The following is a 23082-nucleotide window of genomic DNA, read 5'->3' on the forward strand; positions in this document are numbered from 1 at the left end:
TTGGGGCACTAAATGACCCGTCTAAGGCCTCAAGACGGGAGTTTTTTTAACGCTTATATCCGAATATCAACCATTTAACTTGGTCCGACCCGGATGTCGGATGTGAAATAACTTGGTCCGACCCGGATGTGGTTGTCAACGGGATCCATGGAGATAGACTTCTACAGCCTCCTCAGCGGTTTTGAAGAGCTTCTTTTCTTCGTTGTGCTCGGCTTGGGCTATTTTGCGGGAAAAGCGCGGATAGGCAGCTATCAGCTCGGTTCGCCCGCGGGGGTTCTCCTGGCAGGGCTCTTCTTCGGAGCATTGGGCCTGCCGGCACCCTCCCCGGTGATCCAGAACATCGGCTTCATCCTCTTTATCTATTCGGTGGGCGTGGAGGCCGGGCCGCATTTTTTCGGTGTCTTCTTTGAAGACGGCTACCGCTACCTCACCCTGGCGATCGTCATCGCTGCCACCGCCCTCGGGTTGACGGGCGTGCTGTCCTGGGCCTTGGATCTGGATTCGCCGATGGCGGCAGGTCTCATGGCCGGCGCTCTCACCAGCACGCCGACTCTGGCCGCCGCGCAGGACGCCGTCCTGAGCGGCATGACGCAGATTCCGGCGGCGGCGGCCGAACAGGCTGTCCGTGACATCGGCGTCGCCTATGCCATTACCTATATCTTCGGTTTGATAGGCCTGATCCTCTTCATCCGCCTGATCCCCTCCATTGCCCGGGTCGATCTCAAGGCCGAGTCGCGCAACCTTGCATCTGAGCGCGGAATCAAAGACGCCGAGTCCGAGGAGGAGGATTTGGACGAGAATTTCCCTCTCATCCGCGCCTATGAGATCCAGAGCGAGGAGTTCATCGGGCGAAGCCTGGAAGAGATGGCCTTCCGCCCTAAGACCGGCTGCATGATCCAGAAGATCAAGCGGGGCGATACGCTGATCGAACCGGGCAAGGACACGGTCCTGCAGAAAGGTGATCAGGTCTCCCTTCTCGGCCTGCTGCAGCATCACAAGGGGCTCAGGGAGAAGCTGGGGCCCGAGGTGATCGATGCGGATATTCTCAGTATCCCCCTCAACAGCATGAAAATCGTCGTAAACAATCGCAGCATGGTCGGGCGGAAGCTGAAGGATCTGCATTTGATGGATTATTACGGGTGCTTCCTGAACGAATGGGTCCGCTCCAATGTGGAGTTGCCGCGCAACTTTGATCTGACCCTCGCCAAGGGAGACGTCCTGACGTTGACCGGAACCCGTGAGCGTCTGCGCAAACTGGCCGAGGATCTAGGCAGCCGCGAGCGCGACGTCAACCAGACGGATTTTCTGACCCTGTGCTTCGGCATTGCGGCCGGGCTTTTCCTGAGTACATTTACGGTCAAGGTGAGCGCCTTGTCCATCGGACTGGGAACAGCCGGAGGGCTTCTGCTGAGCGGCATCCTGGTGGGGTCTTATGGGGCCAAGGCCCACGGCTTCGGGCGTATTCCGCCGGCGGCCAGCCTGCTCCTGAAGGAATTGGGTCTCCTGTTTTTCATGGCTGCGGTCGGACTCAAGGCGGGCAGCGGCATCATCGAGGCCGTGTTGACGGTCGGCCCTGTCATCTTCCTCTGCGGCGTGGCGGTGACAACCATCCCCGTCATTGTCGGATTCCTGTTCGGCCGGTTTGTGCTGCGCCTGAACCCGGCCATTCTGGTTGGCGCACTGACCGGCTCCATGACCAGCACACCGGCCCTGAAGATCGTCAGTGACGCCGCCGGCAGCAATATCCCTGCCCTGGGGTATGCCGGCACCTACACATTCGCCAATGTCTTCCTGGCTGCGGCCGGCGCCATCGTCATGGTGATCTTCTAGCGGATTCCGGATCGCGAACCGGGCCGCGCTGGATGGCTTTTCCGATAGACGCTGTTTTCTTATGGTGCTGTCAGTTGCCTGGTGTCCATCCGGAAATGGTCTTTTTGGCCAATCTCGTTGTCAATCTGCACGTTTGCTTGATATCGGCTAGACCGGAACCCGCGGCGAAGGGTTGGGACTGAGCACCCGAAGGGCGTGAAGAAGAACCTTCATTATCGGATGGGAAACGGGGTTCCACGCGGAAATCATTTCCGGATGGAATCTGGCAACGCAGCCAGCAACATGCATTCTCACCGCGCAGCAGCGCTTCATGGACTCAAACAAAAGGAGTGGAACATGTATTTCAAACAGATCACCGTGCCCGGTCTGGGGTGCAATTCTTATGTCATCGGCTGCCCTGGCGCGAGGCGGGCCGTGGTGGTCGACCCCAAACGCGATGTGCAGGACTACCTGGACATATCCCGCGACGAGGGGATGAAGATCACCCACATCATCGAAACGCATGTGCATGCCGATCATGTCAGTGGAAATCTGGAGTTGAAATCCCGGACGGGGGCGGACATCTACTACAGTGAGCATGCCCCGGTCACCTTCGAACATAAGGCCCTGAAGGAAGGCGACATCATAGAGTTCGGGATGGTCAAGCTCGAGATCCTCTACACCCCAGGGCACACACCGAACGCCCTGTCGATCCTGGTGACGGACAAGGCGCGCGCCGATGTGCCCGGGCTGATTCTGACCGGCGACCTGCTTTTTGTCGGCTCCATCGGCAGGCCTGATCTGGCAGGGGCGGAGATCCTCGAGGAGCAGGTCAAGAACCTCTACGAGTCGTTGTATCAGAAACTGGGGCGTCTCCCGGACTACCTCGAGGTGTTCCCGGCCCACGGCCAGGGGTCCCTTTGCGGCAAGGGTTTAAGTGCGATGGCGAGCAGCACCCTGGGCTACGAGCGTCTGACCCAGCCTCTCTTGAAGCTGCCAAGCTTTGATGCCTTCCATGAGCAGATCGCCGGCGGATTTCCGGTCCGGCCGAAGAGCTTCACCCACATCATCCAGACCAATACACATGGCGCACCTCTCCTCGAACGCTGTCCCCTGGAGCAGACGCTCAACCCGGACGAGTTCGACCGGATCCGCCGTGAAGGTGCGACCGTGATCGACACCCGCGATACGGCTTCCTTCGGGGGGTTCCATATTCCGGGGGCCATCAACATCGGGTTCGAGAAACAGATGGCAAACTGGATCGGCATGGTCATCGAGCCTCTGGACAACCTGCTGCTGGTGGTGGATGACCGGGAGAAGTACGACCTGATGACCACCGAACTCCATCGGATCGGCTACGACCATATCTTCGGCTATCTTTCGGGCGGCATGTCCGCGTGGATCGCTCACGGGATGCCCATCGACAGCCTCTCGCCGATCTCCGCTCAAGGCCTCAAACGGCAGCTGGACAACGGAAATTCAGGCCGTGTCGTGGATGTGCGGACGCCGGAGGAGAGGCAGCAGGGCTTCATTCCGGATTCGATCCACGTGCCGATGACCGATATCCTTGCCGAAGGCCTGGAATTGCCTGAGGATGAGGAGGTGATCGTCGTCTGCGGCACCGGTTATCGCGCCAATATTGTCGCCAGCCGCCTCAAGCAGGACGGCTTCAGCCATGTCCACAGCCTGGCGGGGGGCCTCACCGCCTGGGGGAACGCAGGCTACAGCCTCACCGTTTGACAACCGGTGGCGCTGGGTCCTTTGGATTTTCGACATTGTGCGGTAGCGGGCTATGTCAGATTCCGGCGCCTTCCGGAATCAGCGGGCCCCTTCAGGGTTCTTCCGCCTGCCCGCCGACTGGATCGGGATTCCAGGGTGCTGAGAATCGCTCTAATGCGCTGAGGGCGGTCATCATGAACGAGACGGTTGCGGCCTCATCTGTCAAGCTGCCGGTGAATATGGCCTGTCTGGAGCCTCTGACCGGTTTTGTCGCAGGCGTCTGCCGGCTTGCCGGATGCGACGGCAAGGTGTGGCTCCCCCTCCGCCTCCGCCGGGCGCATTCGCTGTAGTCAAGCCCTCGGATGTGGCCTGGCTGCAGAGGCGCTTGCGGCCCATGCCGCTCCAGACCTATATCGGAACCTTTACGTTCAAGAATTCCGGGAGCGACGGCTTGAAGCGCACCTACATCGCCATGGTCGAGCCGGCCTATGCCGGGCTGATCTCTGATCATGACCGTATAAAAGTCGACAAGACCTGGTCATTCACGACCCTGGAGGCAGGCCACGATGCCATGGTGACCGCCCCGCAGGAACTGGCTGCTCTGTTGACGTCCTTGTAAAAAGGTATAGGCTATTGGTCGCGCCACGGGCCGGCGGCTGATTTCGAGGATGAAAAGGAGGACTTATGGAAATCAAGAAAAGTGGTTCAAGGCCTTCGAAAAAGGGAACAGCCGATTGGTTTACCGGCACGGTGCGTATCGATCCGCTGTTCGAACCGAACGCTCCGTCGCGTGTGATCGGCATCAGTGTGACCTTCGAGCCTGGCGCTCGAACGCTGTGGCACAGCCATCCGGCGGGTCAATCGCTGGTCGTGACGGGCGGCTGCGGGCTTGTGCAGAGCTGGGGCGGCCCGGTCGAAGAAATCCGGCCGGGGGACGTCGTCCGCTTCGCACCGGGCGAAAAGCACTGGCACGGCGCCACCCCAACCACGTCCATGATGCACATCGCCATCTATGAAGAAATCGACGGCAACTCGGCCGACTGGATGGAGGCCGTCAGCGACGAACAGTACAATATTGGGGTCGGACCAAGTTAACACTTTAAGTTTCTTTATAAAAAAGTAAAAAAAGCCCTTTTTTTGGCCTTACACCTGCCTTTTTGGGGCTGAAACTGTCGTTTTAACGGCAAGAATCAGGAACAACGACCAAGGGGCAGCTATTGGACAACTACCGAAAAGAAAGGGTTCATCCGGTTTTTTATGGATGAGAAGATTACCCCTTGTCTGGACGACGAGCAATTCCGTCGACTGCTGGACTTTCTCGGTCTGTCGTGGCAGGGCTACCGCAAGGTCCGCAGAGGGGTGAAGAAACGCGTTGTTCGCCATATGCAGGCCCTTGGCTGCCGGAACCTTCAGGCCTATCTAGCCTGTCTCCAGGGGAGCGTCGAGGCGCGAGAGGAAAACGAGCGGGCGATGGCTGTTTCCATCAGCCGCTTTTTCCGCGACCGGAAGCTTTGGGAGATTCTTGAGAAGGAGGTCCTGCCGGAGCTCATCCAGGCTGTCAGAGGCCCTCTCTCTGTGTGGTCATGCGGTTGCGCCGGCGGGGAAGAAGTCTACAGCCTGAAAATCCTCTGGCACCGTCTGGGGCTCTCGGTCGGCGGGCTTCCGGAACTCCGGGTGACGGCCACCGATCTTCAGGCTCACAACCTCGAACGGGCGCGGGAGGCGCTCTATCTTCCAAGCAGTTTGAAAGAGGTCCCGGAGGGCCTGAGGCGTACCTGTTTTCAAGAGGTGCATGGGGGAAGGGCTTTCAGGCTGCAACCCTGGCTGATGGACGGCATCACCTGGCTCGAATGCGATGTCTTTTCAGGCCCTCCGGGAAGCGGCTTTCACATCATTCTGCTTAGAAACAACCTGTTGACTTACTATCGGCCCGATCGCGCTGAACCGGTTCTGAGCCGGATCCTCTGTGCTCTTTCCCCCGGCGGATTACTCGTAATCGGCTCGCATGAAAAGTTGCCGTTTCCCTTACCCGATTTTACACCTCATCCCGTCGCCCCTTTCGTCTTCAGGAAAAGCCGCGCACCTCTGTGAATACCCCGCCGTCCGGCTTCGTCGCCCTTGCCCTGCGCGGGCGGCGGCCAGACGTCTGGGGTTCTTCGCCCTTCCCTTTGGGCCCGCTATTCCAACCGTTCCTTCCAGGCCTTCATCTTTTCGTGGGGCCATCGCACGCAAAAGGCCGGCTTGCCTTTGGTGACGAGTTTGGTGCAGGTGTCGCCGCAGTCCGAATCGCAGTGAACGATCGCGCCTTCCTTTCCTTCTTTCACCTTTTGGGGCCATTCGGGATCCGCCCAGAGGACGCGGGCGAGTCCGATCAGATCCGTCTGGTTCTCCTGAAGGATTGTCTCCGCCAGCGCGCCCGTCGCGATCCTGCCAGCAGCGATGACAGGGATGCCGACGGCCTTTTTGACAGCGGCGGCGAGATGGACCATGTAGCCGTTTTTGCAGGTCTGCTCGAGGATGTGCGGGAGAAAGAAAGATTCGTAAGTCCCTCCCATGACGGAGAGGTAGGCGATGCCGGCCGATTCGAGAGAGCGTGCGAAGGGAATGGATTCCTCCAGTTGAAGGCCGTCCGGAAGCCATTCATCCGCCAGAAAGCGGTAGCCGACAGGGAAGTCCCCCACCTTTTCCTTGACGGCCGCGGCGACTTCGAGGGGGAAGCGCCGGCGATTCTCCGGGGAGCCGCCGTAGGCGTCGGCCCTTTTGTTGGTCCTCGGCGACACGAATTCGGCCAGCAAATAGCCGGTCCCTCCGTGGAGTTCGACCATATCGAAGCCGGCCCGTTTCGTTCGGTCGGCCGCCTCCGCATAGCGGTCGACGATGGCATGGATGTCCGCTTCGGAGAGGGCCCTCGGCATGCGTCCGAAGGTCTCGACGGCGGACGGCGCCAGCGGTTCCTCGATTCCGGCGAAGCGCCCGGCGTGGTTGATCTGAAGGCAGGCCAGGGCCCCTTCACCATGAATCACCGATGCCAGTTCCTTCAAACCGTCGAGGTTTTCATCGGTATCGGCGCGCAGGGTCCTGTTGGAGCCGCTCCCTTGCGGGTGATCGATCGTTGCATTTTCGACCACCACCATCGCTACGCCGCTCTTCGCCATCAGACGGTAATGGTCGAGCAGAAGGGGGCTGACCGTACCGCCCTCGCCGGCGTATCCTAGATAGAGCGGCGCCATGGTCAACCGGTTTTTCAAGGTGATCCCGGAGATTTCGATTTCGGAGAAAAGTTTCGGGTACACGTTCCACCTCCCTGGGTATCTCGATGTTGTCGTTCCGAAGGATTCATTTCCGCCCGGCGGAAACAAGGCCGTCGGTGGGGCTCGCTGCCGAACTCAAAAGGTGATGACGGTAAACGCTTCGTCCTGAAAGCGGGTTATGGACGGATGCCCCTGCATTTCGTCGGGCAGGGTCAAGCCTTGTCCATTCATTAAATCATACTACATACAATCGGGTCGGACCAGCCAAACATAATGATTTGATTAAAATAGTAGCTTTTTGAAAGGGTGTTTTAGGTGCTTAAATGGACCATTTTGGCATCGAAAAAGCCCTTTTAATCTGAATCCAAGGGGGAATTTCCTGAGAGGATAGCCTACCTAACAAGATCGTTGAGTGGTTCGATTTTTTTCGCTAACCTGAACCATTGGATTTGATCGGACACACCCACAGATTCAGGGACGATGTTGCGATGTGAGACCGGGAGGTGCATGCCAAAGGGAGAAGGAGAGGTTTGCAATGGAAATTATCGTACTGAATGGGAGCCCAAAAGGTGATCTGAGCGTCACGATGCAGTACGTCCACTTTGTCCAGAAAAAATTCCCCCAGCATGAGTTGAAAATCCTGAACGTAGGGCAGCGAGTCAAAACGATTGAAAAGGATGAGAGTGCTTTTCGAGAAATCATTGCCGCAATCGGAGCAGCAGACGGCGTGCTGTGGGCTTTTCCTGTGTATTTTCTGCTGGTGCCTTCGAACTATAAACGATTCATCGAACTCATCCGGGAGCGTGGGGTCGAAGATGTATTCAAAAATAAGTATTCAGCCTCTTTAAGCACTTCGATTCATTTTTATGACCATATCGCCCACAATTATATCAATGCGGTTTGCGACGATCTCGATATGAAATACGCTGGGGGATTCTCTCCTGACATGTATGACCTTCTGAAAGAAAAGGAGCGAAAACGACTGACCCTGTTCATAAGCCACTTCTTTGAAACCATCGAAAAGAAGATGTCCACGCCCAAAAATTTCAGCCCTTTGGTTCACAGCCCATTCAAGTATGTTCCAGGAGATCTCGAGATAAAGATCGGGACCGGCAACAGAAAAGTGTGTGTTCTAACGGATTCAAAAGAACGGGAAGCGAATTTGGGACAGATGGTGCGTCACTTTACCGGGATGTTTCATGAGAATTTAGAAGTGATCGATCTGAACGAGGTCGATATCAAGGGAGGATGCCTGGGCTGTATTCAGTGTGCATATGATGGCCGTTGTGCGTACGACGACAAGGACGGCTATGCGGGATTCTTCAACACGCAGGTGAAAGGCGCGGACGTCCTCGTTTTTGCCGGATCGATCGAGGACCGGTATTTGTCCTCAAGATGGAAGCTCTTCTTCGACCGGAGTTTCTTCAATAATCACGCCCCGGTCTTGACAGGCAAACAGTTTGGTTTCATCGTATCCGGGCCTTTGCGTCAGGTGCCGAACCTCAGGCAGGCGCTGGAGGCATTTTGTGAAATTCAGCAGGCCAATGTCGTTGACTTCATCACCGATGAATGCGGAGATTCCCCGGAAATAGACGCTCTCCTCGAAGGCCTGGCTGAGCGGCTCATCCGCTTTGCAGAGGAGGGTTATGTCAAACCTGCCGGTTTTCTCGGTGTAGGGGGCAGGAAGATTTTCAGAGACGATATCTATGGCCGTTTGCGATTCCCTTTTCGTGCTGACCACCTTTATTACAAGAAGAACGGGTTTTACGATTTCCCGCAGAGGGATTACAGCACCCGAGTCAGGAATGCGATCATGGCGCTTCTAACCCGGATACCATCGGTACGGAAAGAAATCTATACCGGGCGGATCAAAAAAGAGATGGTGAAGCCGCTCGAGAAGATATTGGATAGGGACTGAATCGAGAGGGCAGGGGAATATGGAGAACCGAATAACACCCGCCATCGGGGATTGAGAGACACCCCATGGCGAAGATCATCCGTGCCCACCCGCAGCTCAAGGCGGGTTACGAATACCATGTCTTCACAAACCTGGACTTCTGGGACGCCCGCCGAATCCTTGCGGACTTGGCCACGGTCCAACGCAACTTCGGGCACGAACCCCCTGGACATTGTTTCCCGACGCAGGTGGTGATGCGAAGGGGCCAGCCCGCGGTTGCCCGCGCAATCGAAAGACGCCTGCAAAAGGCCATTCCCTCTCCTCCCCGCCATGTCGTGGTAGAGGCCGTGCTCATGCAGGGGTTCTATGAATTCGACCCGCTCCAGTACTACCCGTCCAGTTGGTCTTGCGCGAGGATGATCCATTTCAGCCGGTGCCGCCTGCCGATTCACTTCCCACCGTTGTCCACGCCCCATCGTGAGATCACCCTGGGATGGTTCGGAGACTTCATCCGCATGGAGCGGGTGCAGCGGGGCAGGAAGTTCGATCCTGTGATCACTTCGCACAAAGAAGCCAAGCGCCGCCGCTTTGCCCCGCTCTGTTTCTAGGCGTAACGCCGCCGCAACTCGGTCTTCAGGACTTTGCCCAACGCGTTCTTGGGCAGGGCCTCCACGAACTGAATGCGCCGGGGAATCTTGTACCCCCCGATTTTCCCCCGGCAGTGGGCGATGATTTCCTCCGGGGTCAGGTGAATGCCTTCGGCCGGAACGATCACAGCAAGCAGGGTCTCCCCGAAGGTCTCGTCCGGGATCCCGATGACCGCAGCTTCGTGGACGCCGCCGCAACGATACAGAACAGCTTCCACTTCGGAGGTGTAGATGTTTTCGCCCCCGGAAACGACCATGTCCTTCTTTCGATCTAACAGGTAAACGAATCCCTCCTCGTCCTTCCGGCCCACATCCCCTGTATGAAACCATCCCTGCCGGAAGGTCCTGCGATTTTCATCGTCCCTGTTGAGATAACCCTTGGTGATATTAGGCCCTTGGGCGCTCACTTCTCCCGCCTCGCCCGTGGCGACCTCGCGTCCCGCCTCGTCCACGATGCGAAGGTCTACCCCTGTAATCGGGCGGCCGCAGGACGCGAGGCGTTCGTAATCCCCCGTCTCCAGGCCTTCCCGGTGGGCTTCCCACGTCAGGATGGAAAGCAGCGGCGATGTCTCCGTGAGGCCGTAGCCTTGGTAAAGCTCCACGCCGGGGAGGGCTTTGGTGGTGCGCCGGATCCATTCAACAGCCATGGGAGAGGCCCCGTAAATCATCCCCCGAAGATTGGACAGGTCGTATGCGGAGAAGTCCGGTGCCTGAAGGGCCATAATGATCATGGTGGGCGGCAACATGGTGAAGGTGATTTTGAGGCGGTCCAGGGTTTCAAGCAGCCCCGCCGGGGAGAAGGCCGGCATATAGGCGTGAGCGCCTCCGAAAAGGTACCAGATGGTGCCGAGCAAATCCGCCGAATGGAACATGGGTGCGGCGTGCAGGTAGATGTCATCTTTCCGTGGCCCGAAGGCCGGGGCGCACTGGAGGGCGTCGGAAAGAATGTTGCGGTGCGTGAGGGGTACGCCCTTGCTTCTGCCCGTAGTGCCGCCGGTGTAAAGGACGATGGCTTCGTCGTCAGGGCGGCCTGGATGGATAGGCAAAGGCTCTGCACAGGCTGACAGGGCTTCGTAGGAGCGTTCCTTCCCTTTCAAAGTGCGTGTGAGGACACTATTCCCTCGCCAGGGCGAAAGGGCCTCTTCCTCCAACAGGCCTTGGAAGGCACTGTCCACAAACAGACACTCCACCCCTGCGTCTTGCAGAACGTCGCGCATCTCCAACGGCGCCAGCCGAATGTTCACGGGCACCGGCACCGTACCGGACCAGTAGCCGCCGTAAAAGAGTTCCGCGTTCTGCGGCGTGTTGGGAGCGATCACCCCGAAGCGCGCACCCGGGGCGAGACCCAATCCCCGTAGCACACCGGCCGCACGCTGCACACGATTCAGGAAATCGGCATAGGACAGGCGTCTTTCATCGTCCAACACTGCCAGCCGATTCCGATGCTGCAGCGTGGTAGAGCGAAGCATTTCCGCCAGCGTGCTCATGTTCTCCTCCTATTCCTTATCGGCCCGGTATGGCGCTCATGCGCCGCCGAGAATAAACGGGCCTTTCGAACTGCGCCCTTTGATCGCGTTCTCCAGGACATCGACGTCTTCCTGAAGGTTCGCGGTCAACGTTTCCAGACCGGCATAGAAGACCCGCGGCCGGGTGCGGTACCGTTTCAGGAGTGATTCGGCCCCGGTCGCTTCGATTCGCCTCCGAATCTCACTCGCCTCATCATCCAGGTCACCGAAGATCAGACACTCGCCTGGGCACGCCTGCACACAGAGGGGCGCTTCTCCTTCGGCCAAACGGTCGCGGCAGAAATCGCATCCGTCCGCTTTCCCTGTATCCGGCCGCACGAAACGCGCTCCGTAGGGACAGGCAAGGGTGCAGAGGGCGCACCCGGTGCAACGCTCTGAATCTACACGCACTATCCCGTCCTCTCCCCTAGAGCAGGCGGAAAACCGGCAAACCGCCGCGCAGGGTGGGTGTTCGCAATGCATGCAGGAAACGGGAACCAGCCAGCGGTTTACATCGGGGTAGGCCCCCAGGGTGAAATCCACCAGGCGCATACGCCCCATGTCTCCAGCGGGCAAGCCGTGCCAGTTCTTGCATCCCACCACACAGGCAAAACAACCGATACAGCGCGAAAGATCCACCAGCAGTCCGAGTCGCACGCCTTGGTTCCTTTTCCTTGTTGGTTGGTTTAGGTTCAACCCTTGCGGGCGGATGTTTCCATCGATTTCCCGGGATGCGCCGAACCGGGCTTCTGACACTTTTTGAGGTGCACCAGGGTGTTCTTGGTGGTGTTGGCGGTTATGGGATCTCGATGGTCTGCATCGTAGAGCACATTCGGGTTGACTCCGCCCTCGAACGGAAGCTGCTCAGCGAGACCCAGATGGCTGCACCCCTGCCACCAGCCGTGCTGTCCCAGGACCGTGTCCCGCCTCACGCCCTCGAACACCTCCACACGGGCCTTCATCCTGCTGCGCGGCGACGTTACCTCGACCCAGTCCCCTGGAGATAAGCCGCAGGTCGCAGCCGTGTCCGGGTGGACCTTCACGCAGGGATCGGGTCGCAGTTCCCGAAGCCAGGGGACATCACGCATCCACGAGTGATGGCTGAGGGGATCGGAATGCTCGTCCGTAAAAAGAAGGGGATAGGTCCTTTGAAGCTCCGGCGTGTTCAGAAGGTCCTCAGGTTCCCCTCGATACGTAGGCATCGGATCGAACCCGGCCTCGGCGAGCTGTTTGTTCCACAACTGCACGCGCCCGCCGGGAAGCCCTTTGAAAAAGGCAGCGTAACGCTCCCGCCGGCTTGCGTCCGGGCGAGGGGGCAGAAACAAACCTTCTTTTCCGGTTTCCCGCAAGGTGTCAAGCGCTACGCCGCTCGGTTTCAGAAAATCATGCAGCATGGCGTCGCGGTCCCCGTCCCAGAAATCTGACCCCATCCCCAGCCGGCAGGCCAGATCCAGCGTCACATCCAGTTCGTCGCGGCAGTTCCCATGAGGAGGAACAACTTGTCGGCTCAAGGCCAAATGATTGTCCCAAAGACACGGTTGATCGGCGCATTCATAGCGTGTGGCCGCTGGAAGCACCAAATCGGCGAACCATGCGGTGGGGTTCAGCGTTACGTCGAATTGGACCAGGAACTCGAGGCGGCTCAAGGCCTCGGCCACCCGGCCGGGAGGGCGCCCCGTGCTGACCGGATTGGACCCGTAGATCAACATGACCCGTGGCCGATAGGGGCGAGCCTCGATCAGGGCCTGCACCACGTCCGGGAAATGGGCAAAGGCCTTACCATGCGATCGGACATAGAAGGATTCCCCGCCGAGAACGCGTTCACGTGCCTCCTTGGAAACGCGTTCGGGAAGCACGTCGAACCCCAGGCGGGCTGCAGGGCGAAACCAGACATTCCCTCCGGGTCGGTCCAAGTGTCCGGTGAGGGCGACAAGCATGGGGACCGCAGTCGCAAAGGCTTGAAGTCCTGCTTTTTGCGGTGCTTCGGATACCCGGATTGCGGCTCGGGGTGTGGTGGCGTATTCTACGGCGAGGGACGCGATCTCCGAGGCCGGGATTCCGGTGAGCGCCTCGGCCCATTCGGGCGTGCAGGAACGCACGTGGGCGGCCAGTTCATCGAATCCCGCACACCATTCCGATACAAAATCCCGGTCGTACATCCCCCGCTGCAGGATCACGTGGATCATGGCAAGCGCCAAGGCGGCGTCGGTCCCGGGACGGATCGGAAGCCAGCGGTGAGCGCGGCCGTTGGCGGCGAGCGGGATAAGCTGAGGATTGATCACGATGAGCTTCGCACCCTTTTCCAGACGATCCAGGATCTTTTTCGGCACGCTTCTCAGGTTGGTGTCCAGGGTTTCCACCCCGCCCCGAGCCGCTCCTCCCTGCCCGCCTCCGGTGAACCACTCCAGGATCAGATCGGCGTTGTCATAATCTGGACGGGTGTATGTGGGGCCGCCCACGGTGAGCCGGTGATAGAAGAGCTGAGGTCCATAACAGACGTACGGACCCCACGAGGTGAAGTTGGGTGAACCCAGGGCATGGAGGAATCGCAGCATAAGGAGGTGATGCAGTCCGAACCAGCCCGCTGCCTGCCCCTTGCAGAGCAGGATATACTCGGGGCCGAAAACCTCCCGAGTCTCGGAAATCTTCTTGGTGATCATTTGCAGGGCTTCGTCCCAGGAGATTGCCTCGAATCGTCCGCTTCCCCTCGCACCGCGGCGCATCAAGGGCTGCGTCAGGCGCTGGGGGTTGTAGACCCACTGGGTCGCGGCCAAGCCTTTTGCGCATAGCCTGCCCCGGTTGAGAGGGTGCTCAGGATTGCCCTCCACGCGGGTCATCACGCCGTCCCGCACGTGGGCCAGGATTCCACAGTTGTAGCCGCCGTATGAGCATCCGTGACACAGGGTCGGAACAACGTGCTCCCGGGAAGGGTAACGGGATCTGGATTCAAGGGCCGCACTCATGCCATGACCTCTCCAGCATGTCATGTCGATGAAGCTGCGGGACGGTGAGCTGACGCCGGGGGGCGCTAACAGGTGCCTTCAGGGTTTCTGCTCCGCTGATCCATGCGCACGCGGCTCAGTTCGGAGAAACCCGGCAGAGGATCGTCCACGTCGTCCCTTCGTCTCATGGTGATGGCGTCGTTCGGGCAAGCGGATACGCAGACCCCGCATCCGATGCACCAATCCCGGTCCACGAAGGCCGTGCCCTCCTTGATGCAAACAGCGTCAATGGGACAGGCCTCTTGGCACAGTCCGCAGCCGTCGCAGGCATCCTGATCCGTGGCGCGGATGAACTGGCAGGCCATGAGGAGATCCCTGGGAATGCGTCGGCGCTTGTAATTGCCCAGGGCCCAGCAGCAGCAGGGACAGCAGTTGCACGCGTGTTTGATCTCGCCCTCCATGACGTTGTCGGCGAAGTGGACGCAGCCAGCCTCTTCCGCTTTCCGGTTGAGGGCCAAGGCCTCATCCAGGGAAAGCTCCCGCCCGATACCCACGTCGACGACGTACTCGGCCAGTTCGTCGTACTTCATGCAGACCTCGAGCGGATAATCACAAGGACTGCGGCCCTTGAGCCGGGACATCACACGACAATTGCAGTTCACTACCGCGATGCGCTCAGCCCGGTGGATCACCTGTTCGATGTCGGCGTAGGGTACGACCGCCTGCTTCTGGATCGCGATGGTGCGATGCGCCGGGATCCACCGGTAGACTTTGGTGCCGGTACCGCCAAACCCTTGCAGGAGGGTTTCGCTTCGAGAGTGGCGGATGCACAGGTCCGCCATGCGGCGGGCGTAAGGGGTGTCTTCGTTCGGCCAGAAGAGGGCCTGAGGCATGCCGTACCCGAACTGATGCAGACAGTACGCGTACCCCCCCGAGTCCGTCGTCCTTCGATACACCAGGCCTCGCACGGCCAGATCGGACAGGAGGGCCTCCACTTCGTCTTCACCGAGGCCGCATTTGGGGGCGATCCAGGCCGGGGAGCGGGTCTCAAAGGGGCCTGTGCGCGACGGAAGGGCAAGCAGGACATGGGCCTCCTGCTGGTTCAAACTCTCGCGCAGGATCTCCACGAGATGCTCGTTGTAGGGCGGGCCGATGGCGAGATCCGCCATGTGAACGGCTAAACGTTCATAACAATCTTTTTCCATTGCTTCCTCCGCGGAAAGGTTTCCGGATTTGTCGGTCCTCAGCGTCCCGCGTCATCCCCTTGTAGGCTTCACCCGGCTGCAACGAAAATGCGGTTCCTGCTTGCGGGGGCTGCTATCCGCAGCGGCGCAGCAGCGCAGCCTTGCCCTGCATCAGGTGTTCTCGGATAGCCTTTCCTACACCGGAGGCATCGCCCGCCCGAAGGGTTTCGAAAATTCCGCGGTGGCCTTCCAGGGCCTGCATCATCGCGCCCGGCACTCGAAATGCCCCTATGCGGTAGAGCAGCATACGATCGTGCAGGGAGCGGCACCACTCCGAGAGCTTGATCGAGCCGCTTGCCTCTACCAGGATCTGATGAAATGCACTGTCCAGCCGGATGAATGTTTCCAGGTCTCCATACGTTACGGCATCCTCGGAATTCCGCAGGTTTCGTTCCATCTCGTCGAACACGGACAGGACCATCCTTTCCAACGCCCAGCGTGCTGCCAACGCCTCGTTCACGGCCCGGATCTCGCAAATCTCCCCGACCTCTTGGGGATCGATCCGTTTGACCAGATACCCCATGCGCGGAATGGACTCCACGAGTCCCTCGCGCTCCAGGAGGTGAAGGGCCTCCCGCACGGGTGTTCTGGAAACGCCCAGTTCCCGGGCCAAATGGAGCTCTACGAGACGTGAGGACGGAGGGATTTCTCCACAGAGCACCTTGTCGCGTAGGTGGGTGTAAACCTTCTCACGGATGGCTTGGGGTCGCTCGGATATGAGGTTTCCAGGCGCTTTCATTGGTTTTCCGGGTTCGGTGGGGGAATTTAGTGCTTCACGTGATTATTACGTGTATCCCAAGCGAATCCTTTTGTCAAGCGAATAGAGAGTGGAGGGTCGACTTGGTCGAATCTGGCCCTTCAAAACATCCGATGCCGGGATCAGGATGGAGTGTCCCTGCTCGTCCCTCGCTGTGGCCTGATCATACAAGAAAGTGTCCAGAAAACCGCGGGGCGATTCAGCCTTGACATTCAACGGGTTTTCGCAAGCCTTGCATCCGGCCATTTTTCAGCGGCCTGTAGAAAAGGTATCTCCAACACACTTTTAAACTTATTTTTTACCATTCGCCTTGTCTCTAAAGCCAGTATCACCTGCAACATCTTCTTCGAGGCAACCTTTCAAACCCATCCACGTTGTGACACGGTGAGTTGGAAAGACCTTGCCAAATGGCCCGCCAAAATGCCCATCTATCTGTGCATAGGGCTCTCCATCAATTTTGTTGACAAAAAAACCATTTTAGAATAGCCGTTAGCAACTAAATCGCCTTTCTTGATGCAACGTCCATCAACTGGCAAGGCCAAGGCAAAACATTAGATCACGAGCGGGTTATTTAACAACGCAATCAACTACAGAGAAAGAAAGTCTGAATTATGAAACTTAAAATCGCGTTCATTTTGCTGGCAACGATTGTTTCTTTCGTTATATATCAAAATTATACATATGTATATGCAGTAGAACCACATGTGTCCGCAGGGTCTTACCACACAATAGGTCTCAATGCTGACGGCACACTCTATGCTGCAGGCAATAATGTACATGGCCAATGCGACATCTTATTATGGAATGGCATTACAGATGCAGCCGCCGGAGGCATACATACCGTGGGACGTAAATCCGACGGAACCGTCGTGGCAGTTGGCAATAACGACGAGAATCAGTGCGACGTCTCTTCGTGGACCGATATGGATCGTGTGTGGGCAGGAAGTTACACCACTATAGGGATGAAATCCAATGGCAATTTGCTTGCAGTCGGGCACGACTACTACGGCCAGTGCAATGTCTCGACCTGGAGTGCTATCACCGAGGTCGCTCCCGGGTACAACCACACCATAGGCCTCAAGTCCGACCGCACAGTGGTTGCCGTGGGGTATAACGAATACGGGCAGTGCGATCTTTCATCCTGGAAAGGCATCGTCCAGGTCGGCGCTGGGTATTACCATTCCGTGGGGCTGAAGTCCGACGGCACGGTGCTTGCGGTAGGCTACAGCAATTACGGCCAGTGCAACGTCTCCTCCTGGAGCGGCATCACCCAGATAGCCGCCGGATATCTACACACCGTGGGGCTGAAGTCCGACGGCACTGTGGTTGCGGTCGGACTGAACAACCACGGTCAGTGTGCCCTCTCTTCATGGACCGGGATCGTTCAGGTGAGCGCCGGATATTTGCACACCGTAGGGCTCAAATTCGACGGCACGGTGATGGCGGCGGGGAACAATAGCTGGGATCAATGCAATGTGGATACCTGGGATCTGGGTGACGAGGAGGACCCAGCTCCGCCCGGTTGGCAGCCAGCCTACGGGAGGCTCTTCAAAGAACCCTCTGCGCTGACGCTCTTTCGCCGGTACCGTGATGGGATCCTGGCCGACTCGGCCAAGGGAAGATTTTACACTCTCTTACTCTACGAGCATTCACAGGAAGCCCTCCTGATACTGCTCAAGAACCCACACCTGATGGCGGAAGCCAAATTCCTCCTTGACGTCAACCGGGATGCCGTTGAAGCGGCGTTGAGCAGTGAGGAGGCGATTGTCTACCACACTACTGAAATTGACCTCTTCCTCGGCGAATTTGCATCCAAGGCATCACCCGGCCTTAGCCTCCTGGCGACGGCCGTGAGACACGAATTGCGCCGCGAACAGGCACAGGGGCGCAAATTCTTCGGGCTCACCCTGAGATGACCGAAAAGCGTCCTTTTCGGCAGCCGCGCCCTGCCCGTGCGGGACCCGGGTCCTTACGCTGTCAGAGACGAAATTTCTACCGAAACTCTTTTTCCTTCAAAAACCGCCTCCCTGATGGCACGGTTGTCTATTCCCTACCTGCAGCGCTCTTTTTGCACGAAGCCTTTTGGGCGGGTTGATTCCCCTGCCTTATAAAAAATGCAGATGTAAATTTTCATCCTTCACGGTGGCTTTCGCTAAATCGACCAGATGCTGGTGGTGCGTAAAAAAAATGATCTATGTGTTTTGGGCGAGGCGTGCCATGCCTGCGAGGGCGGCCGCGGACCTGTCATCATCGAAGCGGACCAGCACATCGTCCACAATAAACGGCATCGGGCCGTTGTTTTCAGATTGCAGATTGCAGATTGCAGATTGGTGCAGATTGGGGTCGGACCAAGAAAACATATGGATTTGATTGAGTTATGCATTTTATAGGCGGTGTTTTTGATGCTTAAAAGGGCCATTTTGGCATCAAAAAGGCCCTTTTAAGCTGGATCCGAAAAAGAATTTCCTGCGAGGGGAGATTTCCCAACAAGATCATTGAACGGTTTGATTTTTTTCGCTAACCTGAACCCCTAGGGTCCATTGGGCAAACCCCACCGCTTCAGAGGCAGTTTTATGAGGGTGGCCAGAGGCGCATGCGAAAGGGAAAAGGAGACGGCTGCAATGGAAATTGTCGTTCTGAATGGAAGCCCGAAAGGCGATCTGAGCGTCACGATGCAGTACGTCCACTTCGTTCAGAAAAAATTCCCCCAGCATGGGTTGAAAATCCTGAACGTGGCACAGCGAATCAAGGCGATCGAAAAGGATGAGAGCCTTTTTCGGAAAATCGTAGATGCAATCGGAGCCGCCGAAGGCGTTCTGTGGGCTTTTCCCGTATATTTCCTCCTGGTGCCCTCCGGTTATAAGCGATTCATCGAACTCATCCGGGAGCGCGGGTTCGACGGCGCATTCAAAGATAAATACTCTGCTTCTTTAAGCACTTCGATTCATTTCTATGACCATATCGCCCACAATTATATCAATGCGATTTCCGATGATCTGGATATGAAGTATGTCGGAGGGTTTTCACCTGACATGTATGACCTGCTGAAGGAAAAGGAGCGAAAACGACTGATCCTTTTTGCGAGCCATTTTTTTGAAACGATCGAACAGAAGATGCACACGCCTAAAAATTTTGGTGCTTTGGTTCAAAGTGCGTTTGAGTATGTTCCCGGAAATGAGAAACGGAAGATTGCAACCGGCAATAAGAAAGTATGTGTATTAACGGATTTAAACGATACGAAAGCGAATTTAACACGGATGGTGCAGCATTTTTCCGGGGTATTTCATGAGAATTTAGATGTGATCAATCTGAACGAGGTCGACATCAAGGGAGGATGCCAAGGATGTATTCAATGCGCATATGATGGCCGTTGCTTCTATGATGACAAAGACGGCTATGCGGAATTTTTCAATACGCGGGTGAAGGGCGCAGATGTCCTCGTTTTCGTCGGGTCGATCACGGACCGTTATTTGTCCTCAAGATGGAAGCTTTTCTTCGACCGTAGTTTTTTTAATAATCATGCTCCGGTTTTGACAGGTAAACAAATTGGATTCATCGTATCCGGGCCTTTGCGTCAGGTGCCAAACCTCAGGCAGGCACTGGAGGCATTTTGTGAAATTCAACAGGCCAATGTCATTGATTTCATCACCGATGAATGTGAGAACTCTACTGAAATAGACGCTCTTCTTGAAAATCTGGCTGAACGGCTCATTCGCTTTTCAGAAGAGGGTTATGTAAAGCCGGCTGGCTTTCTTGGAGTAGGAGGCAGGAAGATTTTCAGAGACGATATCTATGGCCGGTTGCGATTCCCTTTTCGTGCGGACCACTATTACTACAAAAGGAATGGGCTTTACGATTTTCCTCAAAGGGATTACAAGACTCGAGCCAGAAATGCGATGATGATGCTTCTAACCCGGATACCATCGATGCGAAAAGAAATCTATACCAGGCGGATCAAAAAAGAAATGGTCAAGCCCCTCGAAAAGCTGTTGGACAGGGATTGAATCGAGGCGTTGGGAGTGGAGTGATTAGCCATGGTTTTTGGCGTAAACGCATCTTTAGTGTTTTTGGGGAAAGTGATCCTGCTGACCTCTTTGGTTCTGGCAGAGGGTGGCTGCAGGGAAAAACCGGTGCACCTGCAAAGTCGGGGCTTCGACTCAGCCGGTGGTGCGGCAGGAGAAATCGAGGGGCTTCGTGTGCGGATGGCGGAGCTGGACGGGCGGATACGAGACCTCATCGGTGAAGCTCCCTGCGCGGATTCATCTGACTGCAGGGCGATCGCTTTTGGAAAAAAACCATGCGGAGGTCCTTGGGAGTATCTGGTTTATTCTGCAAAACACACGGAGGAATCGGAGCTGCAAAGCAAGGTCCAGGAATACAATGCCCTCAACGCGCGATGGAACCGTTTGAGCGGGGCCGTTTCGGACTGCATGTTGCTCATGGAACCTCCCGTGGCTTGTGAAAGAGGACAGTGCGTTTCGGGTCGGACCAACATAACATATGGATATGCTGATGCGATCGAAAACGCTATTGTGATTGTTGATCACCCATAAATCATATCCAGAGCGCAAGAAAGGAAAAGATTGTGCAGGCACGAGGACCATTGATGATAGAACATCGTTTGATCGAAAGGATGCTGACGCTGATCAACGGTGCTCTTGTCCAGATCAGTTCAGAGGATAGGGTCGATCCCTTTTTTATAGATGCGGCGGTCGATTTCATCCGCATGTACGCCGACCGAACGCATCATGGCAAGGAGGAGAATATCCTGTTTCGGGATTTGGACAAGAAGAATTTGTCGCCGGAAGACCGACAACTCATGTCGGAACTGGTCGAGGAGCATCTCTTCGGGCGCAAGACGACAAAAGCCCTTGTAGAAGCCAATACGCGGTATCGGGGCGGCGATGAAGCGGCGCTTGCCGATATTGCCGAGAACCTTAAAATGCTTGTCGATTTTTATCCTGAGCACATCGAGAAAGAAGATAAAGTATTTTTCCCCCATTCGCGGAACTATTTTACAGACGAAGAAGACCAGGCCATGCTGGAAGAGTTCTGGGAGTTCGATCGCAAGATGATTCATGAAAAATACAAAGCCCTGATAGAAAAACTCGGCGGTTGAAGATCCCAATGGCAATTCTGACCGGATTCCACGAACCGGGGACGCCTTGGGTGTCTGCTGGAATCTTACGGAGGACTTCCTGGCCGTGTCTGCTCTCTGGTTGTACCCTAAACCTCTGACCCACCAGAAGGGAACCGCTCGCAGACAGTCGAGGCAACGGGTCGGGGAGATGCTTTTCGCTTCGCCGCCGCTTCGAGCATTTCGAGAAGCGGATAACCCCCGCTATCGGGAATGGAGAGAAACACCATGGCAAAGATCATCCGTGCCCACCCGCAGCTCAAGGCGGGCTACGAATACCATGTTTTCACCAGCCTGGATTTCTGGGATGCCCGCCGAATCCTTTCGGGTCTGGCCACGGTTCAGCGCAACTTCGGGCACGAACCCCGGGGGGATCTCTTCCCCACCCAGGTCGTGATGCGAACGAATCAACCTGCGGTTGCCCGGGTGATCGAAACGCGCCTGCAGAAGGCTGTCCCGTCACCGCCACGCCACGTGGTGGTGGAGAGGGTGCTAACACAGGGATTCTATGAGTTCGATCCATGCCAATACTACCCCTCACACTGGCCCCGCGCACGGATGATCCATTTTAGCAGCTGCCGACTGCCGATTCACTTTCCTCCGTTGGCTACGCCCCATCGTAAGACGACCCTGGGATGGAAGGGGGACCTCATTCGCATCGAGCGGGTGCAACGGGGTGAAAAGTTCGATCCCGTGATCACCTCTTACAAGGAAGAAATGCGGCGCCGCTTTGCCCCCCTGTGTTTTTAGTAATCGGGTCGGACCAGATTAATATGTTGAATATATTGGAAGATGGTTTTTAACATAGGCTCTTTCAGGGCTTAAACCGCCCATTTTGGCATGAAAAAAGTCCTTTTAAGGGATAAAGCGGCATCGCGTGAAGATGTTACGGGCCTTTCCTTGGAGTGAAAAAACCCTGAGACCTCGGTGAGCTGTCGATATCTTCGCCGGCCTCGAACGGCACGTTCTGGTTTGAGATGGACAAGCCTTTGCTAAGCTGGGCGCCGGTTTTGGATTAACCGATGCCGTTTCCAGAGCTGAATTTGCAGCGTGTCGAAAAATCGCTTGTGCTCAGGACGTTCAAAAACAAACGAATGTAGGGGTTGCGGAATCCCGTGGACTGAGGCGTACGCACCAGCGCACCTCAGTGACAGCGGATAAGCACAACGCAGCAGGCGGTGGATTTTTCCGGCCTGTTGACCAAGTGTCAGGCATTAGAGCTTCCCCCTGGATAGGCAAGGATCGGGCAATGTGAGGGGAGATATGGGCAGGGCATATGTACACGGCTATGATCTTCGAGAAAATATCCGTCTGCAGGATCAGGCTGCGACCTTGGTCGAGTTGCTGCATTCCGACACGTTTTACCCGCCGGGGCACTCCGTTCTCGAAGCGGGATGCGGCGTGGGGGCGCAAACTTGCACCCTTGCGGCAAACAGCCCGGGTGCTGTGATCACTTCTGTCGACATCTCTTATTCGTCCCTCTGTGAGGCCAGGCAGAGAGCAATGTCGGCCGGGCATGACCATGTCCGGTTTTTGCAGGCCGATATTTTTCATTTGCCGCACGAGCAGGATTTCTTTGATCACATTTTCGTCTGCTTCGTCCTGGAGCATCTCGACCGGCCGGTTGAGGCGCTGCGTATACTGAAGACTTATCTGAAACGGGGCGGCACGATCACCGTGATCGAAGGAGACCACGGTTCGACTTATTTCCATCCCGACAGCGCTGCTGCGCACCGGGCGATCCAATGCCAGGTCGAACTGCAGCGCCGCGCCGGCGGCAACGCCATGATCGGCAGAACACTCTATCCGCTTCTGGACGAAGCCGGATACCGTTCCATTCGCGTCTCTCCGCGAATGGTCTATGTCGATTCGAGCAGACCGCAACTGGTAGCTGGCTTCACGAGAAAGACATTCACGGCCATGATCGAGGGGGTGCGCGAGGCCGCGATCGAGGCCGGGATCGTCCAGGCCGATGCCTTTGACCAAGGAATCCGGGATCTCTACCGTACGGCCGAGCCTAATGGGGTCTTCTGCTACACGTTTTTCAAGGCTGTCGCTCTGAGATGATCTTTGCAAGGGTGGTCGCGCGGACCCGGCAGTCGATCCGTCATCGAATCCGCAAGGCTCGACAGCTTGTTGAAAAACCCGCTTTTTGCGTGCCGTTTGCCACCGGC

20 protein-coding genes and 1 pseudogene are annotated in these 23082 nt (G+C 56.8%); 15 read left to right on the forward strand and 6 right to left on the reverse strand.

Annotated elements, in window-relative coordinates; genetic code table 11:
- Positions 1–147 precede the first annotated feature (147 nt).
- The 6 genes from H567_RS0118220 (at position 148) to H567_RS0118245 (ending at position 5619) form a co-directional block, all read left to right on the forward strand.
- Positions 148–1830, forward strand: a complete 1683-nt coding sequence (locus tag H567_RS0118220) for an aspartate:alanine exchanger family transporter (RefSeq protein WP_028322490.1) — start codon at positions 148–150, stop codon at positions 1828–1830.
- 336 nt (positions 1831–2166) lie between these two features.
- The gene (locus tag H567_RS0118225; protein ID WP_028322491.1) at positions 2167–3549 is read left to right on the forward strand and encodes an MBL fold metallo-hydrolase; all 1383 of its coding nucleotides are present in this window, start codon (positions 2167–2169) and stop codon (positions 3547–3549) included.
- A gap of 173 nt (positions 3550–3722) precedes the next feature.
- Entirely contained in the window at positions 3723–3878 is a 156-nt protein-coding gene (locus H567_RS28695) for a hypothetical protein (RefSeq protein WP_153306257.1), read from the forward strand.
- Positions 3879–3922: 44 nt separating this feature from the next.
- Positions 3923–4147 carry a hypothetical protein gene (locus H567_RS25890; protein WP_028322492.1) on the forward strand — a complete coding sequence of 75 codons (225 nt, stop codon included), beginning with the start codon at positions 3923–3925 and terminating at the stop codon, positions 4145–4147.
- A 65-nt stretch (positions 4148–4212) separates the two neighbouring features.
- On the forward strand, positions 4213–4623 hold the full coding sequence (locus tag H567_RS0118240; protein ID WP_028322493.1) for a (R)-mandelonitrile lyase: 411 nt from the start codon (positions 4213–4215) through the stop codon (positions 4621–4623).
- 162 nt (positions 4624–4785) lie between these two features.
- Positions 4786–5619 (forward strand): CheR family methyltransferase, encoded by an 834-nt coding sequence (locus tag H567_RS0118245; protein ID WP_028322494.1) that lies wholly within the window; start codon positions 4786–4788, stop codon positions 5617–5619.
- A gap of 86 nt (positions 5620–5705) precedes the next feature.
- Here the strand turns inward: H567_RS0118245 and H567_RS0118250 are convergent, their stop codons facing one another.
- Positions 5706–6821, reverse strand: a complete 1116-nt coding sequence (locus H567_RS0118250) for an oxidoreductase (protein WP_028322495.1) — start codon at positions 6819–6821, stop codon at positions 5706–5708.
- Positions 6822–7314: 493 nt separating this feature from the next.
- Here H567_RS0118250 and H567_RS25895 point away from each other — a divergent pair, with 493 nt between their 5' ends.
- Both H567_RS25895 and H567_RS0118260 read left to right on the forward strand, forming a co-directional pair.
- Positions 7315–8697, forward strand: a complete 1383-nt coding sequence (locus H567_RS25895; protein WP_051185101.1) for an NAD(P)H-dependent oxidoreductase — start codon at positions 7315–7317, stop codon at positions 8695–8697.
- 65 nt (positions 8698–8762) lie between these two features.
- Positions 8763–9284: a hypothetical protein gene (locus H567_RS0118260; RefSeq protein WP_028322496.1), complete on the forward strand. Its 522-nt coding sequence runs from the start codon at positions 8763–8765 to the stop codon at positions 9282–9284.
- Here the strand turns inward: H567_RS0118260 and H567_RS0118265 are convergent.
- The 5 genes from H567_RS0118265 to H567_RS25915 all read right to left on the reverse strand — a co-directional run bounded on the left by H567_RS0118265 (position 9281) and on the right by H567_RS25915 (position 15753).
- Complete coding sequence (locus tag H567_RS0118265; protein WP_084517541.1) at positions 9281–10810, reverse strand: class I adenylate-forming enzyme family protein; 1530 nt, start codon at positions 10808–10810, stop codon at positions 9281–9283. The genes H567_RS0118260 and H567_RS0118265 overlap by 4 nt on opposite strands.
- Positions 10811–10846: 36 nt before the next feature.
- Positions 10847–11485 carry a 4Fe-4S dicluster domain-containing protein gene (locus H567_RS25900; protein WP_051185102.1) on the reverse strand — a complete coding sequence of 213 codons (639 nt, stop codon included), beginning with the start codon at positions 11483–11485 and terminating at the stop codon, positions 10847–10849.
- A 35-nt stretch (positions 11486–11520) separates the two neighbouring features.
- A complete protein-coding gene (locus H567_RS0118275) occupies positions 11521–13791 on the reverse strand; it encodes a molybdopterin-containing oxidoreductase family protein (RefSeq protein ID WP_028322498.1) in 2271 nt (756 codons plus the stop codon).
- A 65-nt stretch (positions 13792–13856) separates the two neighbouring features.
- Positions 13857–14975: a 4Fe-4S binding protein gene (locus H567_RS27470; protein WP_028322499.1), complete on the reverse strand. Its 1119-nt coding sequence runs from the start codon at positions 14973–14975 to the stop codon at positions 13857–13859.
- Positions 14976–15087: 112 nt separating this feature from the next.
- Positions 15088–15753, reverse strand: a complete 666-nt coding sequence (locus H567_RS25915) for a GntR family transcriptional regulator (protein WP_084517545.1) — start codon at positions 15751–15753, stop codon at positions 15088–15090.
- Positions 15754–16382: 629 nt separating this feature from the next.
- On the opposite strand from H567_RS25915, the pseudogene H567_RS30160 reads away from it, so the two are divergent.
- From H567_RS30160 to H567_RS0118325, 7 genes and pseudogenes are all read left to right on the forward strand, one after another.
- Positions 16383–16544 (forward strand): annotated as a pseudogene (locus tag H567_RS30160) (RCC1-like domain-containing protein); the annotation flags it as partial.
- 69 nt (positions 16545–16613) lie between these two features.
- Entirely contained in the window at positions 16614–17687 is a 1074-nt protein-coding gene (locus tag H567_RS28015; RefSeq protein ID WP_244155515.1) for an RCC1 domain-containing protein, read from the forward strand.
- 705 nt (positions 17688–18392) lie between these two features.
- Positions 18393–19775 (forward strand): NAD(P)H-dependent oxidoreductase, encoded by a 1383-nt coding sequence (locus H567_RS0118305; protein WP_028322501.1) that lies wholly within the window; start codon positions 18393–18395, stop codon positions 19773–19775.
- A gap of 30 nt (positions 19776–19805) precedes the next feature.
- Positions 19806–20324, forward strand: coding sequence for a hypothetical protein (locus H567_RS29070; RefSeq protein ID WP_028322502.1), 519 nt, complete (start codon positions 19806–19808; stop codon positions 20322–20324).
- Between the two features lie 53 nt (positions 20325–20377).
- Complete coding sequence (locus H567_RS0118315; protein ID WP_244155516.1) at positions 20378–20890, forward strand: hemerythrin domain-containing protein; 513 nt, start codon at positions 20378–20380, stop codon at positions 20888–20890.
- Between the two features lie 246 nt (positions 20891–21136).
- Positions 21137–21658, forward strand: coding sequence for a hypothetical protein (locus H567_RS0118320; protein ID WP_028322504.1), 522 nt, complete (start codon positions 21137–21139; stop codon positions 21656–21658).
- 513 nt (positions 21659–22171) lie between these two features.
- Positions 22172–22975 (forward strand): class I SAM-dependent methyltransferase, encoded by an 804-nt coding sequence (locus H567_RS0118325; protein ID WP_028322505.1) that lies wholly within the window; start codon positions 22172–22174, stop codon positions 22973–22975.
- Positions 22976–23082: the final 107 nt, after the last annotated feature.

The sequence above is a fragment of the Desulfatiglans anilini DSM 4660 genome (assembly GCF_000422285.1).
GTDB classification, from domain to species: domain Bacteria; phylum Desulfobacterota; class DSM-4660; order Desulfatiglandales; family Desulfatiglandaceae; genus Desulfatiglans; species Desulfatiglans anilini.

Bases quoted from the DNA above. Each gene is read 5' to 3' on its own strand.
- H567_RS0118220 (WP_028322490.1), top strand. From the start codon at position 148: ATGGAGATAGACTTCTACAGCCTCCTCAGCGGTTTTGAAGAGCTTCTT.
- H567_RS0118225 (WP_028322491.1), top strand. From the start codon at position 2,167: ATGTATTTCAAACAGATCACCGTGCCCGGTCTGGGGTGCAATTCTTAT.
- H567_RS28695 (WP_153306257.1), top strand. From the start codon at position 3,723: ATGAACGAGACGGTTGCGGCCTCATCTGTCAAGCTGCCGGTGAATATG.
- H567_RS25890 (WP_028322492.1), top strand. From the start codon at position 3,923: ATGCCGCTCCAGACCTATATCGGAACCTTTACGTTCAAGAATTCCGGG.
- H567_RS0118240 (WP_028322493.1), top strand. From the start codon at position 4,213: ATGGAAATCAAGAAAAGTGGTTCAAGGCCTTCGAAAAAGGGAACAGCC.
- H567_RS0118245 (WP_028322494.1), top strand. From the start codon at position 4,786: ATGGATGAGAAGATTACCCCTTGTCTGGACGACGAGCAATTCCGTCGA.
- H567_RS25895 (WP_051185101.1), top strand. From the start codon at position 7,315: ATGGAAATTATCGTACTGAATGGGAGCCCAAAAGGTGATCTGAGCGTC.
- H567_RS0118260 (WP_028322496.1), top strand. From the start codon at position 8,763: ATGGCGAAGATCATCCGTGCCCACCCGCAGCTCAAGGCGGGTTACGAA.
- H567_RS0118265 (WP_084517541.1), bottom strand. From the start codon at position 10,810: ATGAGCACGCTGGCGGAAATGCTTCGCTCTACCACGCTGCAGCATCGG.
- H567_RS0118275 (WP_028322498.1), bottom strand. From the start codon at position 13,791: ATGAGTGCGGCCCTTGAATCCAGATCCCGTTACCCTTCCCGGGAGCAC.
- H567_RS27470 (WP_028322499.1), bottom strand. From the start codon at position 14,975: ATGGAAAAAGATTGTTATGAACGTTTAGCCGTTCACATGGCGGATCTC.
- H567_RS25915 (WP_084517545.1), bottom strand. From the start codon at position 15,753: ATGAAAGCGCCTGGAAACCTCATATCCGAGCGACCCCAAGCCATCCGT.
- H567_RS0118305 (WP_028322501.1), top strand. From the start codon at position 18,393: ATGGAAATTGTCGTTCTGAATGGAAGCCCGAAAGGCGATCTGAGCGTC.
- H567_RS29070 (WP_028322502.1), top strand. From the start codon at position 19,806: ATGGTTTTTGGCGTAAACGCATCTTTAGTGTTTTTGGGGAAAGTGATC.
- H567_RS0118315 (WP_244155516.1), top strand. From the start codon at position 20,378: ATGATAGAACATCGTTTGATCGAAAGGATGCTGACGCTGATCAACGGT.
- H567_RS0118320 (WP_028322504.1), top strand. From the start codon at position 21,137: ATGGCAAAGATCATCCGTGCCCACCCGCAGCTCAAGGCGGGCTACGAA.
- H567_RS0118325 (WP_028322505.1), top strand. From the start codon at position 22,172: ATGGGCAGGGCATATGTACACGGCTATGATCTTCGAGAAAATATCCGT.